The sequence below is a fragment of the Nocardia sp. NBC_00881 genome, assembly GCF_045207455.1.
Taxonomy (GTDB): domain Bacteria; phylum Actinomycetota; class Actinomycetes; order Mycobacteriales; family Mycobacteriaceae; genus Nocardia.
On record NZ_CP108798.1, the window covers coordinates 3,024,056 to 3,042,400 of the forward strand.

16 protein-coding genes and 1 CRISPR repeat array are annotated in these 18,345 nt (G+C 66.1%); of the genes, 4 read left to right on the plus strand and 12 right to left on the minus strand.

Annotated elements, in window-relative coordinates:
* Positions 1 to 116: 116 nt before the first annotated feature.
* The 4 genes from OH799_RS12095 to OH799_RS12110 all read right to left on the minus strand — a co-directional run bounded on the left by OH799_RS12095 (position 117) and on the right by OH799_RS12110 (position 4,872).
* On the minus strand, positions 117 to 1,619 hold the full coding sequence (locus tag OH799_RS12095; RefSeq protein ID WP_406279419.1) for a cutinase family protein: 1,503 nt from the start codon (positions 1,617 to 1,619) through the stop codon (positions 117 to 119).
* 72 nt (positions 1,620 to 1,691) lie between these two features.
* Positions 1,692 to 2,834 (minus strand): lipase family protein, encoded by a 1,143-nt coding sequence (locus OH799_RS12100; protein WP_406279422.1) that lies wholly within the window; start codon positions 2,832 to 2,834, stop codon positions 1,692 to 1,694.
* Complete coding sequence (locus OH799_RS12105; protein WP_406279425.1) at positions 2,834 to 4,081, minus strand: cutinase family protein; 1,248 nt, start codon at positions 4,079 to 4,081, stop codon at positions 2,834 to 2,836. The genes OH799_RS12100 and OH799_RS12105 overlap by 1 nt, the downstream gene beginning before the upstream one ends.
* Positions 4,078 to 4,872 carry a hypothetical protein gene (locus OH799_RS12110; protein ID WP_406279427.1) on the minus strand — a complete coding sequence of 265 codons (795 nt, stop codon included), beginning with the start codon at positions 4,870 to 4,872 and terminating at the stop codon, positions 4,078 to 4,080. Before OH799_RS12110 ends, OH799_RS12105 begins: the two co-directional genes overlap by 4 nt.
* Positions 4,873 to 6,009: 1,137 nt before the next feature.
* Here OH799_RS12110 and OH799_RS12115 point away from each other — a divergent pair.
* The 3 genes from OH799_RS12115 to OH799_RS12125 are packed head-to-tail and all read left to right on the plus strand — an operon-like array spanning position 6,010 to position 9,073.
* Positions 6,010 to 6,510 (plus strand): hypothetical protein, encoded by a 501-nt coding sequence (locus OH799_RS12115; RefSeq protein WP_406279430.1) that lies wholly within the window; start codon positions 6,010 to 6,012, stop codon positions 6,508 to 6,510.
* Positions 6,507 to 7,667 (plus strand): MAB_1171c family putative transporter, encoded by a 1,161-nt coding sequence (locus OH799_RS12120; protein ID WP_406279433.1) that lies wholly within the window; start codon positions 6,507 to 6,509, stop codon positions 7,665 to 7,667. Before OH799_RS12115 ends, OH799_RS12120 begins: the two co-directional genes overlap by 4 nt.
* On the plus strand, positions 7,664 to 9,073 hold the full coding sequence (locus tag OH799_RS12125; RefSeq protein ID WP_406279436.1) for a cytochrome P450: 1,410 nt from the start codon (positions 7,664 to 7,666) through the stop codon (positions 9,071 to 9,073). The genes OH799_RS12120 and OH799_RS12125 overlap by 4 nt, the downstream gene beginning before the upstream one ends.
* On the opposite strand, the gene OH799_RS12130 is transcribed toward OH799_RS12125, so the two are convergent.
* Positions 9,024 to 9,464, minus strand: coding sequence for a hypothetical protein (locus tag OH799_RS12130; RefSeq protein ID WP_406279439.1), 441 nt, complete (start codon positions 9,462 to 9,464; stop codon positions 9,024 to 9,026). The two genes, OH799_RS12125 and OH799_RS12130, sit on opposite strands and share 50 nt — an antisense overlap.
* On the minus strand, positions 9,461 to 9,946 hold the full coding sequence (locus tag OH799_RS12135) for a hypothetical protein (protein ID WP_406279442.1): 486 nt from the start codon (positions 9,944 to 9,946) through the stop codon (positions 9,461 to 9,463). Before OH799_RS12135 ends, OH799_RS12130 begins: the two co-directional genes overlap by 4 nt.
* A 725-nt stretch (positions 9,947 to 10,671) precedes the next feature.
* On the opposite strand from OH799_RS12135, the gene OH799_RS12140 reads away from it, so the two are divergent.
* Complete coding sequence (locus OH799_RS12140; RefSeq protein ID WP_406279445.1) at positions 10,672 to 11,484, plus strand: helix-turn-helix domain-containing protein; 813 nt, start codon at positions 10,672 to 10,674, stop codon at positions 11,482 to 11,484.
* Between the two features lie 615 nt (positions 11,485 to 12,099).
* Here the strand turns inward: OH799_RS12140 and OH799_RS12145 are convergent.
* The 6 genes from OH799_RS12145 to cas7e form a co-directional block, all read right to left on the minus strand.
* The gene (locus OH799_RS12145; RefSeq protein ID WP_406279448.1) at positions 12,100 to 12,414 is read right to left on the minus strand and encodes an EthD family reductase; all 315 of its coding nucleotides are present in this window, start codon (positions 12,412 to 12,414) and stop codon (positions 12,100 to 12,102) included.
* Positions 12,415 to 12,931: 517 nt separating this feature from the next.
* Positions 12,932 to 14,483: a CRISPR direct-repeat array (repeat unit 29 nt; unit sequence GGGCTCATCCCCGCGGGCGCGGGGAGCAC).
* A 40-nt stretch (positions 14,484 to 14,523) separates the two neighbouring features.
* A complete protein-coding gene (gene cas2e, locus OH799_RS12150) occupies positions 14,524 to 14,901 on the minus strand; it encodes a type I-E CRISPR-associated endoribonuclease Cas2e (protein ID WP_406279451.1) in 378 nt (125 codons plus the stop codon).
* Positions 14,895 to 15,845, minus strand: a complete 951-nt coding sequence (gene cas1e / locus OH799_RS12155; RefSeq protein WP_406279454.1) for a type I-E CRISPR-associated endonuclease Cas1e — start codon at positions 15,843 to 15,845, stop codon at positions 14,895 to 14,897. Before cas1e ends, cas2e begins: the two co-directional genes overlap by 7 nt.
* Entirely contained in the window at positions 15,842 to 16,528 is a 687-nt protein-coding gene (gene cas6e, locus OH799_RS12160; protein ID WP_406279457.1) for a type I-E CRISPR-associated protein Cas6/Cse3/CasE, read from the minus strand. Before cas6e ends, cas1e begins: the two co-directional genes overlap by 4 nt.
* Positions 16,525 to 17,232 (minus strand): type I-E CRISPR-associated protein Cas5/CasD, encoded by a 708-nt coding sequence (gene cas5e / locus OH799_RS12165; protein WP_406279460.1) that lies wholly within the window; start codon positions 17,230 to 17,232, stop codon positions 16,525 to 16,527. Before cas5e ends, cas6e begins: the two co-directional genes overlap by 4 nt.
* Positions 17,229 to 18,341, minus strand: a complete 1,113-nt coding sequence (gene cas7e / locus OH799_RS12170; RefSeq protein WP_406282012.1) for a type I-E CRISPR-associated protein Cas7/Cse4/CasC — start codon at positions 18,339 to 18,341, stop codon at positions 17,229 to 17,231. Before cas7e ends, cas5e begins: the two co-directional genes overlap by 4 nt.
* Between the last annotated feature and the right edge of the window lie 4 nt (positions 18,342 to 18,345).

Here is an 18,345-nt window from a genome sequence, read left to right on the forward strand (position 1 = left end):
TCTCACCTCCTCGGTGTAGTGGCGAACAGTGCGGGGCCCTTCGGGCGGGAGTGCCAGGGGAGAATCAGCAGACAGGCGTGGGTACGTCTGCGGAATCGGACTCCGCCCGAAGGGGTCTAAGGGCCGCCGCTCGACGTCGGGGCCGCCGGCGCGGCAGGGCCGCTGCGCGGCGTGGTGGTGGGTACTGTGGTCGTCGAGTGGGCGGCGGACTGTGGTGGGGCCGATGGTGTCCCGGTGGCGGCGAGGTCGCGGGCGAGCGCGGTGAACCAGTCGGCTGTGGCGGTCAGGGCTGAGCGTCCGGTCGGTGTAGCGGGGACGGTTTGGTAGGAGCCGTGGCGGCCGGTGATGTCGCTGTACTGGGCGGAGCTGGCCAGGGTGTAGAGCGCGCTGCGGTCGGTGAAGGTGCTGGTGATCGCGTCGAAGGCCTGGTTGATCCACCGGCTGGCCGTCTGCGGCGGCACCAGCTCGATGATGGCGGTGGCGAGCTTGGCCCCGAGCGTTGCGACTGCCGCCCACGGATTCGCGAGCCCCACGGTCGCTAGCTCGGCGATAGTGGTCGGGGTGAACACCTTCTGTGCGACCGACACGACGGCGTTCAGGCCGATGGTGCCGAGCTTGAACAGCGCAGCGAGAGCATCGTTCGGGCCGGGTGGGGTGGTGTTCGGGTTGGAGGCTTCGGCCAAGCGCTGGCCGAGGGGTTTGGCAGGTTGATAGGACAGCTGATCGAGGCTGGTGCCGATCAAGTCCTCGTTGACCACGTTCACCGCCGTGGTGTACACGGTCGCCGACAAGGCGTGGGCGATCGTGGACACCGCCGCGATCGGGTCACGAAGGTCGGAGCGGGCAGCGATATTGGCGGCGGTGCTGGCCAGAGGGCCCCCTGCCGGGGCATCGCAGGTCGCATCTCCCGCGACGCACAGGTCCGCGACCCTGCCGGTCAACGCCCCGTATCCGCTCGACGGTGAGGAGGCTGCGATACCAGCCCCAGACAACGGCGGGTTGAGCAGCGAGATCGTGGCGACCTTCTGCCCCGAGGTCCCGGGAGCGGCCGACGGGGTCGTGCTATCCGGGCGGCCGGGCAGCACCGGGGCGTTGGGCTCACGGTTCGGGTTGGCCAGCAAAGCGATTCCGGCGACTTGGTCAGCGGCGACCCGTGAGTTCCCGGCTCCGACCCGATTAGCGAACCGCGCGACCGCGGGTGCGCCGTGGGCGTATCCGGCGGCAGCGATCTTCGTGTTCGGGCACCGCGCCACGACCTCGGCGGCCATCTGTTCCAAACGGTTGGCGGCGGCGGTGATCGCGACGTCATACGGCAGCGCCGTCCCGTCGGGCGCGCGGCCGTAGGGGACGTAGGCGCGCTGCACGAGATCCCCCGCTGCGGCGGCGAGCGGTCCGAATATCTGCCCGAGTGCACCGGAATCGCTGGTGATCGCAGCGTCAGAGGCGGCCTCCTCGCTGCCTTGCACCCCCAGCGCATACAGGCTCGGGCATTTCGTGCCGAGCGGGACGCTGGTGTCGGCGTGCACAGTGCTGACACCTGCCACCGACACGGTCACCAACGCCAGCACGGTCGCGGCGCCGCGTCGTAATGTCCGGGTCCGGATGGTGCTGGAGTGCATGGGATTTCACCTCGATCTGGATTGGGGGCCTGCCCGCACCCCGGTCGGGGGTTCGTGGTGCGGGCAGGCGATTCAGGTGGTCTGCGGACTCGGTGGTGCTGGGCGGGTGATGATGTTGGGTCGGTGCTGCAGGTAGCTGGCCAGACTGGTGATGGCGTCGGCCGCACCCTCGGCGGCGGTGCCGGTATGGCTGGTTGCGTACTCGCGCCAGCTCACAGCGACTCCGAGAGAGCGGTATTCGGCGAACAGTCCGCGTCCCATCGCCACCGGTACGAGGGCGTCTTCGGTGCCGTGGTAGAGGTGCACGGGCACTTGCGGGGCTACGCGGCCGCTGGTCTCGTTGGCCAGCACGTACCGCCATAGGGGGTCGTTCCACGGGTCGGGTCGCTCGCACCAGCGCCCCAGCGGCTGGTTGCGGTAGGTGGCCAGCAGCGCCGCCGCGTCGAGTTCTTGGGCCTGCTGGACTGTGCGGTGGCCGTCGTCGGTGAGGATGTGGCCGACCGGCAGATGCGCATACGCGCGGCTCAGCCCGACCAGCCCGGCCAACCCCAGCCCCGCCCACCGCCCGCCATCGATCTCAGCAACCAGCGCACCAGGATCAGCCACGACAGCACCGGCAGCGACCCCGCGCAGATCCAGCTCCGGCGCATACCGGGGCTGCTGTTCGGCGGCCCAGACCGCCGCCCGCCCGCCATCGGCGTAACCCCACACCGCGCACGGCGCCTGCGCCGAGTCCAGTTCCGACAACGCGCGGACAGCGCGAGCAAGGTCGAGCACGGCGTGCGCGGCGGCGCGGCCGGCCAGGAACTGGTGCGGCCCCAGCCCGGTCATGCCCAGGCCGGGATCGTCGGGCACGGCGACCGTCCAGCCGCGTTCCAGAGCGGTAGCGATGAACCTGGTTTCCGGTTCGCTCCCCTCCCCCGCCAGCAGCTGCGACGGCGCACAACGACCGCCGAGACCATGAAATGCCGTGCAGTACACCAGGACAGGACTGCGCCGGGCGAACTCCGCCGTATGGGGAGTGATCATGATTCCGGAGGCGGGGATGGGGGCGCTGAACGCGGTGCGAGTGGCGTAGACGAGCTGCCAAGCCCGGCTCGCGCCGTGCAGGTGCGGGGTGGAGACGGTGCGGCGGCGCAGGATCTCCCCCGGGCGCGGGGCGAAGTCGAGCGCAGGGCTGCTGTAGAAGCCATCGGGGGCGGCGGGATCGGTCATCATCGGCTCCCAGCGATGTCGTGGGCGAGGGCCACCATCCAGGCGACGCCGGAGTTGAGCTGGCCGTCGATGGCGTAGCTGTTGTGGCGGGTAACGGTGTCGGCGTAGTGCACCCAGACCGCGGGATCTAGCAGGTCGGCGTTGTCGGCGACCAGCTGCCCCCACGCCGCACCCAGTTGTCCGGCGAGTTTGAGCAGCAGCCCGATCGGGTTCGCGGCGACGGTGGCGGTGATCTCGTTCCACCGCTCCGCCGCCGCACCGACCTCCTCGGGGCGCGGGGCGGGGATGCGGGGGTCGGCGGCGTCGATCAACCGGCCCGCCAAACCCAGCTGCGGGGCGTAATCGACGTTGCCGCCGGAGACCTGGAAGTCATTGAGCACCACCGTGGTCCAGGCATCGCCCAAGGCGGTGGAGAACAAGGCATTGAGCGAGCCGATCGCGGCTAGTGGGTCACGCAGGTCGGCTTGAGCGGCGATCTCCGCGCCCACCCGCAGCAGCGCCGCCCGAGCCGGTGCCGAGCAAGCCAGGTCCCCATCTGCGCAGACGTCGGCGACTCGGCCGGTCAACGCCCCGTAGCTGGTCTCGCCATCAGCGATGCCGCCGCCACCAGCAGGAAGGTTGCCGATCTGCACCGCCGACACTGCGGCCCCGCTGGTGCCCGGTGCGGGATCCGGCGCCGTCTGTCCCGGCCGCCCGGGGAAGATCGGTGCGCCGAGGGCGCGGTCCGGGTGGGCGTATAGGGCGATCCCGGCGATCCGTTCCGGCCCGACCGGGCCGGTGCCCGCACCGATGTCGCGGGCGAAGGACGACATCGATTGCGCACCTTGGGAATAGCCGATGCCAGCGATCATCGTGCCGGGGCAGGTGTCGGCAATCTGGGTGACCGCGGCATCGAGCTGACGTCGGGCGTCGGTCACCGACACCACATACGGGTCGGGCCCGCCGCCGGGGACCGCACCACCGAAGCCCGCGCCATACGGGATGTAACTACGTTGCACCAGGCCCGGGGCCGCGGACAGGACCGGGGCGATCAGTGCACCGACGACACCGGTGTCGGCCAGCGGATCCGCGGTCGGTGAGGACTGGCCGGTGCCCTGGACCCCCAGCACGTAGAGCGCGGGGCAACCGGGCCCGATCGGCACCGCCTCCGCGCTGCCGGTTCCGGTCGCGACACTCACCATGCCGATTGCCGTGGTCATCGCTGCTACTGCGGCGGTGCGTTTGCAGCTGTTCGTGAAGGTGGTCATGGCTGACCGACCCCCACTCCGGCACCGAACCCGGCGCCAACGGTGCCACCAGCGACCGCGCCGATGACAGCGGCAGGAATGCCCACTACCGCGGCACCCACAGCCGCACCGACCGCGGCACCCAGAGCCGTTCCGGCCACGCCTGAGGTCACGGTTCCGATGACCGGCACCGGCACGACCGTGCCCAGCACGGCGCCCGCGATGCCGCCGATCGTTCCGCCGATCAGGCCACCGACCACCGCTCCCGCAGCCGCCACCGGGGCACCGACGCCCGCGCCGCCCGCAGCGCCACCGATCCCGGCACCGGCCATGGTCGCGCCACTGACCCGATCCGACCGCCCTGCGGGGATACCGACCGAATCCAGCGCGGTCGCGACCTGAGCCTCGGCACCGGCCGCGACGTCGTTGATCGCATCCGCACATTCCGGGGGCAGCCACTCCGGACGGGGTGCCTGCCATTGCCCGACGCGGATCATGTTCTCTGGTGCCTCGATCGGCGCGACCGCCGGCACAGGTTCGGGCAGATGCAGTTCCTCGATCCGGATCGGCTCCACCGGCTCCTCCGGCGGGGGCGCCGGACGCGACGACGCCTCGTTGCGGACCTCGGGCGGCTGCTCGTAATACACCGGAGGCCGATCCGCTTCCGGGGCAGGCGAAGGCTCGGGTTCCGGAGGCGGTGGTGGCGTGGTCGTGCCCGGTTGGGCGGGGCTGGTGACCCCTGGTTGGTCAGCGATGACAGCGGGAGTGTCAGCGGCACTGGCCGTACCGGCTGCGGCGATCGCCATCGCCATCGGCACCGCCCCGGCCAGGAGTACGCGACTGCCACCTCCGATGCTGAGGCTCGACCTGATTCGCCAGTTCGCCGCACTGCGGCGCGGGTTTTCGGAGCCGACGGCACCAGCCGACCCAATGTGCAATTTCCTGAATTTGGGCATGCCAAATAAACCCTTCGTCCGAAAGGAAGAAATGGGAATTAGTGATGAGAATGGCGGCTACGAAGCCGGGCCGCAGCTCTCCCAGAAGCGCATCTGCCTCTGGGAGAGCGCATCTCAGGGCGACTGTGTCAGATGAAGGGCAGGATGAGCGCCAATGCCTGCGTTGCCACGGACAAGCCGTGAGACAGCATCGACAGGCCGGTGTTCACCAAACCAAGAATCACGAACGGGTCCAACGCTGTTTCCTTTCAATCGGTTCGAACTTTGCTCCTTCATCCAAACCGCGAAACATGCTGGAAAGCTAGGGTTCTGACTCATCTACTTTTATGTACATACAGAATCGTGAGATTGCTATTTCCTGTCTGATCAGGGAGCTTTCCGGCGAACTAAGGAAGAAATCTTGAGAGAAAATTCTGTCTGAATCTGCTGCCGTGCAGCCGCTTCCACGTGCTGTCTGCCACAGGTTGCTGCCTGGCGCCCAGCTACCTGTGCGATCGCTGACGAGATCACCCTTGCCGCCATCGACCCGTTCTGGTGGCAGCGAAACAATCCCAGGGCTGGGGCTCTCCCTCTGGCACGCTGGGCCGGGCGGAGGAGACAGCTCGGGGGCAAGCTCCAGACGATGGTGGGTTCGAGGTGTCGGGCGCCGTGGACTTCGTCTGAAGTTCGTTGCGGCGTTTGCATGCAGAGTTGGGTCCGTCGTCACAGGCATCAGTCCGTGCAAGGCCGCAGGTTCGATCTGATGCACCGATGCTTCGTTGACGCAATCCTCATCGACTTCGAGGGAACCGAATCATCCGCCATGACGTCCAAACCTGTAGTCGCCCATTTGCGCTGCGACGCCTTTCGCCGAAACACCCACAGACACAGGAGGAATCATGTCACCGGGCAAGTTGGTCAACCGCGGCACGTCTCGGTACCCTCGGACCTCTTCGAGCGCGTTACGTCACGACGGTGCTGAAGCTTCGCGGCTTGGCCGCGAGGTGATGGCGGGTGGATGACTCGACACGGCGCGTATTCGACGCACGGGCGGAAATTGCCCACCTGGTTCCCTCGCCCTGGAACCGGGACAGGTTCCTAGCTGCGCTGGGGGCCTGGCGCGGTCGGCCGATCCAGCTGATGCCGGTGGAATCCAGTGTGCTCCCTGATGTGTGGAATCTCGGGCGCGGTGCCCCCTGCGGTTTGTGGCTCGACACCGAGACAGCGGATGTGGTCGCGTACGCCGCTGGCACCACAAGTTTCCATGTTGATCAGATCCTGTGGCACGAGGTCGGGCACATGGTGCTCAACCACAACGCGGGCACCGGAGACCTGGCCGGGTTGCAGCTGCTGTTGCCGAACATCGACCCAGCTACTGTCCGGCGTGTGCTGGGGCGAAGTGAATTCGCCGACGGCCAGGAAGACGAGGCGGAGGTGTTCGCCGACCTGATGCTGTCGAGCACGTCGCGGTGGCGGGCGAGCCAGCCGATGACGTCGCTGTGGGGAGAGCATTGACTACGTCGGCACCGGCTCCGATCGCCTGGGCGGTTCTCGGGTTCAGCATGACGGCGTTGATGTTTCGGCTGCTGTGGTTTTCGGTCGGTGCCCGGCCAAGTGAACGTCTGATCACCTATGGCCTGCTGTTCGGCACGGCGGCGGGGTTGCTGCGTGAGCGTGTGGTGCAGGATTGGCTCGCGCAGATGGGTGTGTTCAGTGTCGCGTTTACCCGGCAGTTGTCGGCGGCGGTCATGGTGGTCATGTTCGCGCCGTTGCTACTGCTGGTGGCCTCGTGGTCGGAGCGCACGCCGGCGCATGCTGCTCGCCTGAGTCGGTTGGTGTGGGGCGCCGTCTGTGTGTCGGCTGCATTGATGCTGGTTGTTGGAACTCACTCGCGGGAACTGGGCGATTACATCGACCGGACCGAGGGCTGGCAGACCCCGGTGTACTTCGCGATTTTCTCCGCCTGGTGCGGCGTACCCGGTGTCCTGATGGTGGCGACGAGTATCAAGGAGCTTCGGGCAGGGCATCTACGGCCGCTGCACCGGCTGACTTACCTCATGATCGTGATCGTCGGCATTTGGGCGCTGGAAGAAGCACTGTTGATCGTTGTCTCTTCGCTGTGTGCGGCAACCGGCACCGGCAGTGCCTACGTCGAATTCCGTGTCCGGGCAAACGAAAACAACTACACCTACATGCTTGGAGGCGGTGCTCTGGTCGCCGCTGCCGGGGTGGCGACTGAGTTCATGCGGCGGCTGCGGATCGACCCCGCCTCGCGTGCCATCCGGCAGCTGACCCCGATGTGGGAGGAGTTGGTACGGGCCTGTCCGGAAATCCCGCGGCCCACGGGGCAAGCCGCCGCGAGGAGCCCCCGGCGGCGCATGCACCGGATGACCGTCGAGATCAGGGATTCACTTCTGGTGCTCGGACGTTACGCCGAACCGGTCGCCGACGACGTCGCAGGGCCAGCCGGTGAGGCCATTCAGATGGTACGTGCGTTGCACCGCAAGCAATCCGGTGCCGCAGCCGGGCAGTACCGTCGGCTGCAGGCTTCGGCGCCGGGCAGTGACATCGTTGATGAAACTCGTGCCCTGCGCAGAATCGCCAACCACTGGCATGAGGCGCGAAACCATGTGCATGCCACCCTGCTACTGGATGGAGACCGAGCGAAGTGACGACAACCCCGGCCCCGCAGCGGATTAGATCCAGTGATCGGGTGCTTCCGCATCCGCCGTACCGGATCCCGTTCCTCGGCGATGTGTGGGATCTGCACGTGACGGATTCGAGCCAGTGGGGCATGCGTGGCGCGCAGCGTTACGGTGACATCTACGAGCGGAACATCTTCGGTACCCGGGTGACTTATGTCTGCGATCCGGAGCTGCTGCGCGAGATCAACGATGACATGCACTGGGCGAAATTCCTCGGCGTCCCGATCGGCACGTTGCGCTCGGTGGCTCGCGACGGGCTGTTCACCGCGTTCAACAGTGAACCGAACTGGGCAAAGGCGCACGCGATCTTGGCGCCCTCGTTCACCGCGACAGCGATGCGCAGCTACCACGCCACCATGCAGGCTTGCGCAAACGAGCTGATCGAGCACTGGGCAGGCCGCAGCGATAGGTGGGTCGACATTCCCCACGACATGAACAAGGTGGCGCTCGAGATCATCGGGCGCTGTGGCTTCGGGTATTCGTTCGGTTCGTTCGATCGCACTGATCCGCATCCGATCGTTGCCGCAATGCTGCGAATCCTTACCTACGTCAACCGCTCCGCCTACAGCCATCCACTGCTGGAGCGGACGCTGCACCGGGAACAGAGGATTCGGCATCTGGCCGACATCGACTACGTCAACCGAGAGGTCGACTCGGTGATCGAGCAGCGGCAGCGAGACGGCGCCGGCGAGCACGGCGACCTACTGGACCGGATGCTCACCGCGGCCGACCCGGAGACCGGCCAGCGACTGGACCCGGAGAATATCCGCTACCAGATTCTCACTTTTCTGGCCGCAGGTCATGAGACCTCGGCGGGGGTGATGGCGTTCGCCCTGCACTATTTGTCAATTCATCCGGAGATCGCCGACCGCGCACGCAAGGAGATCGACGAGATCTGGACCGGTGACGAGCTGGCTTTCGAGCAGGTCGCCAAGCTGCGCTACGTGCGACGCATTGTCGATGAGACGCTGAGGTTGTGGCCCACCGCCCCGGGTTATTTCCGCAAAGCCCGCAAGGACACGATGTTGGGCGGCAAGTACCCGTTCCAGCGCGGTGAGTGGGTGTTCATCGTGCTATTGCAGCTGCATCGCCATCAGCTGTGGGGCGATGACCCGCAGCGTTTCGACCCTGACCGATTCCTGCCCGAACGGGTGCGTGCCCGCCACCCCGAGTTGTACCGGCCGTTCGGGGTAGGGATGCGTGCCTGCATCGGCCGCCAGTTCGCGTATCACGAGATCGTGCTCTTGCTGGCCACGATCCTGCGCAACTACGACCTCGCACCCGACCCCGCCTATCGGTTGAAGATCAAGGAAACGATTACTCTTAAGCCGGATCGGTTGCGGCTGAAGGTAGCTCGGCGCAGCCAGGTTTGATTTGGTGCTCTCGACGTGTGCGCAGCGACTCAGCCAGCGCTCGTCGGTCGAAAGTGGCTGGGCGACCGCGCAGGCGGACCCGGCGTACTCCCGCCTCACGCAGGGCTCGCAGCAGATCCAGCTGGACATACGCATCGACTACGCGCGGCGTATCCCCGGCTTCAACCAAGAACCACGGTTCTTGGTTGAAGTGCTGGGCCACCGCGGTCAGCAACTCCATTGACGATGCGGCAGCAGCGCCGGCGCGCAGGGCGGTCAGGTCGTCGGCTGATACCTCGATACCTCGGTCGCGTAGCGCGGCGGCAACGAACTCCACGGTGGGTTCGCCTTCGTCGGGGTTGTGCAGTGCACGGAACAGCACATCGACCCGTTCGGCCAACGACAGGGTCATGCGTCCGCCTCCGCCAAACGGGTCTCGAACCGCTGCCTCATCGACTTGTCGAGCTCGATATGTAAGCCAGCCAGCCACCGTCGGTACAACGCTTCCTCCTCGTCATCACACTGGTCGACTACACGATCCAGAAACGGGCCCAGAACCGCCACCAACGGACCCAACGCGCCACCCTGGCGGCGGTTCGCCTCGAGCAGTTGGGTGACGTACCGCGCATACAACGGCTGAATCGCAGCGTCGAGTCGCTTTGCCGCTATCCGCATGGACGGGGCACAGGATTCAGCTAGATCCCCGATCTCATGCGCGACGGTAATCAGCTGAGTAACGACCGCACCCTCGACATACACCCCACGCGGACCGACGACAATGCCCGATCTGCCCGCCACCGGCCTGGGCTTGCCGCTGCCGTAGTAGACATCCTCCGCCGATCCGGGCTCCCACTCCAGTCCCACGTTGAGCTTCCGCAAGGTCTTCGGCTTCACACTCCGAGCCTCAGCACGCTCTATAGCAAGCAGAGTCGGCTCCGTCGGACCTCCGTGCAAGTACACCTGCCTCCTCGATCGAGGGGGTTGGAACTCCGCCATGCGCGCGAGCACTGCATCGGCCAACCGCCTCGCACATGCGTCATCCATCGAGCCACCTCCCGAGGTATGACCGTTCACAGGCATCTGCGCCATAGTAATACGAAAATTATGCGCAGGCGAGCCCGATCCTGTTCGCGCATCTGACCCCAGTGTAGCTACGTGCCAGGTGTTCCTAGGTCTGCAGCCGCAGGCTTTCCAGTTGATCTTTGAGTCAATTTGCGTATTATTTTCGTATGTTGATCGTACGGGAGCCCTTCCGGGACAGGCGCTGCTGGAGTCGCGCCGGTGAGAGCCTTACTGGCGAGAAGGACGGATTGGACGGAGGCCACCGGGCAGAGAGCAACTCCCCGGCCGCCCCGGTCAAGCAACCCCCGATGCGGCGCCCGGTACCGATGGCGCAGCACCTCACAGGTGCGACTAGGTGCGAGATCGACTTAGCAACAACAGATTCGGCGCCTAGACCGCGTGGGCCGGGAATTCTGCACGGCTGGCGACCTTAGTTGCGACGCACTAGCCACGCGGTGGCATTGCGCACGATCGCCGGATCAGGGTAGGGGAAGCCGATCGTCATATCTCTGCGTGTACCTGTTCCGTAAGCAACCAGAGAAAAGGGGGGAGCCCGCTTGCGCCGGAATCCCGCAAACCGTCCGTCGGACCACTTCAAATCCGGACCGGCAGTCCGCATCCCGAAGCTATCCAGCACCTGCCGCTCGATCAGAGAAGACCTAGGCCTATCCCGGGCCGAGGCCCGGGACCGCACCGGGCTCAGCGACGGCTACTTGTTCGAAATCGAACGAGGCAAGCACGTACCCAGCCTCGAGGCGCTGGAAAAACTGATCGCCGGCTACCGTCTCAACCTGATGCAGGCACGCCATCTTCGCGAACTACGCGCACCCGCCGAGGACCTTCTCCCGACCCCCAAACTGCGAGAGAGCCTCACTGCGAACGACGTACTGATGTCGCACCTTCAAGGGCTTGAGCAACGGGGAGTGCTCGGAGCCTACATAGATCCGGTGTGGAACGTGCTGGCCTGCAACGACTCCTGCCGAGCCGCTTTGCCCGGCTTGGAAGAGACCGCCGAATCCATCCCGGCCTGGCTGTACAGCCCGACCGCCAAGACCATCGTCATCGAATGGGAGCGAGAAGCCGCTCACGCCGCGGCCGTCCTGAAGGCGATGTTCGGCCGCTACCGCGCCTCCGAGCAAGTCCGAGACCTCATGCGGCGCCTGCGCCCCAACCGTGACACCAACCGGCTGTGGGGTCCGAGCACCAACGTCGCCTACAGCCGCGACGCCAGCAACCCGCTGCACTGGCGGCACCCTTCGACCGGCCAGCCGAACTCGTACATCATGACTGCCTCAGAGGTAAACCAGACCCAGAACGTTCTTCTCGTCACCGCACTGCGCAGACCCTACTGCGGACCCACTATCGTCTAGTGCTCGGACCACAAATATTCGCGGTGTTGATCGAAAGTAGCCTCGGGGGATGGCCGAGGATGACGTCGTGATCAGGTTGATGCAGGATCAGGCGTTGGTGTTTTCTGACGGCTTGATCGCCTGATGGGCGGCTCCGTCGTTGCACTTCATTGAGGCGACACCGTCCACCACGACCCGCTCGAGGTCGGTCTGTCGCAACGGCCTTCACCGTTGCACTTCATTGAGGCGGTTACCGGCGACGTTTCATGCAGCCGACCGGGACTGTCGCAAAGGCTTCCGCCGTCGCACTTCATTCAGGCGGCGGAATCTTCGTGCAGCGCAACGGCAACGGCTCCAGCACTTCATTGAGGCGCCTCTTCGATGAGGGTCGACACCCCGGGACGCGAGTATCGCAACAGCTCCCGCCAGAATTGGAACGGCGCGGCCCCTGGATGCTGCCTAATGTTTTGCCAAGCAGCAGTAGCGGTTTGTCGATAGTCGGCCTGGTAGGGCTGGCAGGTGCGCAGCAGCATACGGGCGGCTCGCTTGCGAATTTCCAGAAAGCGGTGTGGACCACCGTTGGAAACCGGTTACACGGACAGCACCGGAGAAGCCGAACCCATCAGGCTGTGGTCCCTACAGCAAATTTTCCGTGGTGTAGGTCATGCTGGTCACGTCGGCGAGCCTTTCCAGAAGTGTTACATCGTCGGCGACAGCTCGGCCTTCGGTCGAGGCGAACGCGTGGTACATATCTTCTTTGGTATCCCATTCCAGTTCAGCCACACAGAAATACGAGTGGTTTCCGCGGTTCTTCGTCGTTTCGCGGCCGAAGGTGTATCCGCGCAACTTCGGCAGACGACGTGCGAGAGGGATGTGGACCCCACGGTAATGCCGGTCGAATGCATCCGGGTCGGTCGGGAAGTCCCACAGAACAAGTAGACGAGCCGTCACCACGCAAGCCTTTCACGCAGAATGAACATCGGGGGCGAAAGCCGCCGAATCGTGACTGTGGCGTGTTCTGTGCGGAGTGCGGTCACCGTGTCAGGTTCTCTGCCTTGAGAATTGGCGCGGCAGAGTTGTTTCGGTTGAGTGCGCAGCGAGTACGGCGTGCCTTGTTCGACGATCCGACCGTTGTCCAGGACGTCGAGCCGGTCGGCGTAGGCGGAGTTGGTCGGGCAGACCGTGGCTGATGAACAGTACGGCAGCGCCTGTGCGCCTGCGGTATTCGACAAGGTACTCGCGCCGGAAGCACACAGTCTCTTCCGACAATCCCGCTGCCCGCAGGGGCTCATCCCCGCGGGCGCGGGGAGCACTTCGGGACCTGAATCGGCAACCGGCGTAGAGGGGGCTCATCCCCGCGGGCGCGGGGAGCACTTCGGAGGTGTGCAGGGTGGGTATCGGCAACGGGGCTCATCCCCCGCAGGCGCGGGGAGCACCCGGTCGTTCTGAACACCATCAAGGATGTGTCGGGCTCATCCCCGCGGGCGCGGGGAGCACCGGCCATTGCCCTTGGCGTAGGTCACGGCCTCGGGCTCATCCCCGCGGGCGCGGGGAGCACAGCTGGATCGTCTGCACTGACGAGTTGACTGGTGGCTCATCCCCGCGGGCGCGGGGAGCACTACCGCGCACCCGCTGTGGCAGAACGTGTCCGGGGCTCGTCCCCGCGGGCGCGGGGAGCACACCGATACGTCCATCTCTATCGACGGCTCAAAGGGCTCATCCCCGCGGGCGCGGGGAGCACAGAGCGGCCATCGCGCCGACGACACCTATCCCGGGCTCATCCCCGCGGGCGCGGGGAGCACAAGGACTTGCGGCCGCGGCCAGCGTCCGACACGGGCTCATCCCCGCGGGCGCGGGGAGCACCGGAGCCTGGCGCCCAGACACTGGACAAGAAGGGGCTCATCCCCGCGGGCGCGGGGAGCACCCTTGCCTGCAATCCAATTGTCCTGATGGGAAGGGCTCATCCCCGCGGGCGCGGGGAGCACCGAATCGATCTCGTCGTCGTCGTCGTGAGGGGCTCATCCCCGCGGGCGCGGGGAGCACAGTTGCGAGGATCGAGGGCGAGGTGAGGATGAGGGCTCATCCCCGCGGGCGCGGGGAGCACGCCGGGTCGTCACCGTGGACTTCGGGCTGGTGGGGCTCATCCCCGCGGGCGCGGGGAGCACTGCAGGTTTCAGGGTACAGTCTTGCCCTACAGGGGCTCATCCCCGCGGGCGCGGGGAGCACAGCCCGCTGCTCATCGACGGTATCGGGGTTCCGGGCTCATCCCCGCGGGCGCGGGGAGCACTGGTAGTTGTCCGTCTAGCTCGTCCGATTCGGGGGCTCATCCCCGCGGGCGCGGGGAGCACGGCTTCGCGGGCTCGGTCTAGCAGCATGGGTGGGGCTCATCCCCGCGGGCGCGGGGAGCACTTGAACTGTGGGCTAACGAACTCGCCACCCATGGGCTCATCCCCGCGGGCGCGGGGAGCACCTCCGCCAGCGCCGTCTGCACCGCCAGCTGCCGGGCTCATCCCCGCGGGCGCGGGGAGCACCGCAACCGGTTGGTTCATCGCCGACATCGGGCTGGGCTCATCCCCGCGGGCGCGGGGAGCACGCCGGACAACTGGAGGCGCTGGCGGTGCATCTGGGCTCATCCCCGCGGGCGCGGGGAGCACAAACCCTGGTGGAGCAGTGTTTCGACGGCTTCGGGCTCATCCCCGCGGGCGCGGGGAGCACCGGTGTAGGGGCCGCGGGTGAGGTCGGGGACGGGGCTCATCCCCGCGGGCGCGGGGAGCACGCCGGGACGATCGGGGCGGTGGGGGCGACGGTGGGCTCATCCCCGCGGGCGCGGGGAGCACCCTTGACTTGGGAGGAAGTGCCCGCCGCCGCGGGGCTCATCCCCGCGGGCGCGGGGAGCACGAAAAGATTCCTATGATCTATTCTTGGACTGAGGGCTCATCCCCGCGGGCGCGGGGAGCACTGGAGAAGCCCGCTCCCGGGCCATGTGGAAGCGGGCTCATCCCCGCGGGCGCGGGGAGCACACTTGTTGACCTGCGGTTTCTTGAGAAGATCAGTCGATTTTCATTCACTTTCGTTCGGCTGTTCGTGGGTGCGGCGTTGGGCTGCGCGGTGGTATCGACTGGCTTTACTCCACCCGGCGCGGGCTGCTCCTGGCTTGACGTCGCTGGTGTGTGGTCGGCGCATCAGGTGGATGCCGTCGAAGTCGGTGGGTTGCCAGTCGTGGCGGTGGACTTTGAATGCGAGTTTCTGTTCGCCTCTGGTGGAGTGGATCATGATGGCGCGGCCGTCTTTTGAGAGTTCGACGACACGTTGCCAGGCGAGTTCGCGGACACGGGTGCTGGCGATGCCGACGAAGACTCCTGGGCTGATTTCTAGGAACCAGCGGGTGAGGTGCCCGCGGAGGCCGGCGGGGCATGCGCTGAGTACGAGTACTACCACGGCAGTTCCTCATCGCTGTAGGAGGTACCGCCTGCGACGTTGCCTTTGCGGTCCCACAACTCCACGATGTCTGTGTCCCATTCTGCGGCACCGTCTGGTTCGGCGGGTAGTAGCAGGGTGTAGATGTCGGTGCAGCAGCGTTCGAGCAGGTGGCCTGTGTGGATTGCGTCTCGGACTGCTCTTCGAGTCGTGGCGGGAATGTCGTCGCCGCCGTCGGCTGCGGCGTCGAATGCTGCGGGAATAGCGAATTCGGCTTTGTAGAGATCGGCTAGGTCGAACACGAAGGACCGTTCGTGTCCGGTGTGGACGAATCCGAGCCCGGGTGAACAGCCGAGCGCGACGATCACTGCGTGCACGATTCCGTACAGGCAGGTGGTAGCGGAGGAGAGAGCTTGGTTGACCGGGTCGCCTGCGGCGAAATCGGTGGGATCATACTGGCGTCGGTTCCATTCGATGCCAGTACGTTCGGCGTGGATCCGGTAGAGGCGTCGGATGCGTGCGCCTTCGCGCCCGCGGAGTTGTTGCATCGTCAGTCCGGCGACGTCTTCTCCCGGGAACCGCATTTCATACATCGCCCGTGCGACGCGCAGCCTGGATGTCTGGTTGGTGACGGCGACGGCTTGTGCTTCGAGCAGGCGTGAGCTTCTGGCCAGGCTGCGGCCGTGTGCGTAGTAGCGCACCCCGCGTTCGCCGACCCATACCGCTGTTGATCCGCTCTCGGCTAGCAGCATCATCGCCTGATGAGTGACCCGCGTTCCTGGTCCGAGCAGCAGCGCACCGATGGTGGCGGCGGGGATGTGGACGACGCCGCGTTCGTCGGTGGCGGTGACGGCGTTGCCGTCGCGGTGCACAGTTGCGCGTTCGAGGTAGATGAACGACAGCCGGTCGCGGGCGCGGACGAGTTCACCGATGCGGATCGGGTGCGCGGCAGGTGTGTCGGTCATGCGAGTGGGGCGAGGGTCAGCAGGCCGCAGCCGTATCCTTTCGCTCGGCCGATTCCGTTGATCAGTGCCCCGCGCAGTTTCTGGGGATCGGTGACCTCGAGGATTCCTTCGTAGGTGGCCGTCGACAGGGTGATGGTCGCGGGGCCGCGCCGGAAGCGCAAGGTTGATCGTTCGATGATCGTCGCGTCTGGGACCTCACCTTGGGGACTGCGGCAGACGCCGAGCTTGAAGCCGTTGTCGTCGGATCTGCGGTGCAGCCACGACATTTGGTCGGCGGGGGTGAGTCCGCTCGGTTTGCCGCGGGTGAGGGGCCCGTCGGCGGTCCGGTCCATCGCGGATCGGATTGGATTGGCGGTCAACCGGAAGTGCCACTGCTGTTGTTCGGTCAGGGTGTCGAGCAGGGACAGGTATTTCCTGGTTGCCCATGCGGTCGTGGTCGGCCAGCCGGCTTGTTCGACGATGTGGGTGAAGTCGGGTTCGGTCGGGCTCACCACGTATAGGTCGATTGCGGGGTCGTGGCGGTCGATGCGCCACAGCACGCGCCCGGATCCGTTTCCCGCCGCCGAGGTGTGTTCGGGCGGGAACGCGGCCATGACGGCGGCGTGGCCGACCTGGGGAGACGCCAATAGCTTTTTGGTGCCGGCTCGTGCCGGGTTGAGGGGCACACGTGATAGGAACATCATTCTCCTCCCAGTGCCGCCAAGGGCTGGTGGCCTGTGCGTCCGTCCGGGTTGGTCATCGTGGTGAAGTCTTCGACCACTGTGCGCCAACCGTATTCGCGGCGTACCGGATCGAAGCTGAGCGGCAGGTCGCGGACCCGCTCACGAAGTTGCCCTTCTGGGTCGTCATCAAGGAGGTCGCGGTAGATCGGCAGGCGCACCCGCGTGTGCTGAGTGCGTCGATACCAGCGCGCGGCTTGCCAGTGGGTGTCGTGCAGTGCCTCGCCGAGGGCCTGTTGCGATGGTTCTCCCACGATGAGCGGTTCGGTGACCGGGCAGGAGCGGCGTCCGAGATACAGCGGAAACTCGGGGCGACGCAGGGCTTCTCGAATGCCATCGATGAGTTGCTGCTGTCCCTCGACGGCAGCGAGGAACACCGCGTCGGCCAGATAGTAGCGCTGCGACAGCGGGAATTGCTGCTTTTTGTCGATGCTGAGGGCGACTTGGAAGTCGCGGACGAGTCGCCCCGGCTGGTCAATGCGTACTCCGAACGCCAGTCCCTGCAGTGCCTCCTCGATCGGGTCGGTCCTGCGGCGTCCCTGGGCGGCGGCGATGAGACCGAGGATTCCGCTCTTGGACGGGTACTGCTGTGTTTCCCGGCGCGCGAACCGGCTGGCCACACCCCACGACTGCAAGGGTGCGGCCAGCCTCATCAACAGCACCGTCACGACGAGACACCCAGCGCGGCGCGCACACGCCCGGACACGCCATCGACGGCGGCAGCGAATGACACCGGCGTGGCGATCTCGCCGAGAGCGTCGGCGCCGTTGCTGGTGCCGACCACGAAGTTCGTTGTGGCACCATCGCCGAACGCGGACTCGATCGCAGAATAGCGGGTGACGAGCGCTTTGGCGGCTGCGGTCGCGCGTTCTGCGCCGAGGGCTGCGACCGGTTCCTCGAAGGCTGTGACGAGGTTGACCGGTTGGTCGGTGCGCACGCTGAACACGACTGCGTCGGGGAGGGTTCGGTTGGCAAAGGTGTTCTGCTTGCCGCTGGGCATACTGCGCACGAACGCCTTCAGGAACGTCTCGATGGCGTGAACGGTGGCGGTCCGGTCGCCGAGGTTCTTCTCGAGCATCCCGACGTTGACGGTGGCGTATCGGTAGAGAGTGGAGGAGTTGAACTCGACAACGCCGATCATTCCCGCACCGGCGTTGTCCTCAGGGGCGCGGTCGTCGACGGCGGTGTAGTAGTCGAATTCGTTGTTCACCGCGTGGACGCTGATCGCGTGCGCGACCTGCGCGGCGGCATCGACGTTGAGGTCGGCCGAATCAGCGACCATCCGCCCGAACAACGCCACATCGATGCTGTCGGCGCCGTTCGCGGCGGCTTTCGCCGCACTTTTTTCGATTTTGGCACCGCCGACTGCGGCGACGGCCAGCTGCGCGAGCCGGTCTATCTGGTTGGCGCTCAAAAACAGCAGGTACTTGGATTGTTCGACGGCGTCGTCAGCGTCGTCTTTGCGTTTTCTCGGCTTCTCCAGGACAATGCCGGCGTCTTTCAGCACCTGGGTGGCTGCCGCGTAGCGGTCGTCGGCGTCGGGGATGGCGCTTCCGATTCGTTCGGCGATGAGTTCGACGACGCGCTTGGTCCGCACACCCAGGCTTGCCGGGTCGATGAGTTCGCGGAATTCCGTGCGGGTGGCACGTTTCCATGCCTGGCTGGACACGCGTGCTCGGCGCACGCCGCCGTAGACGGCGGTCTTTGGGCTGCCGGTGTCATCTCGGTTGATGTTGCTCGGCGGCACGGTTTGCAGGACGTGGACATCGATGAACATTCTG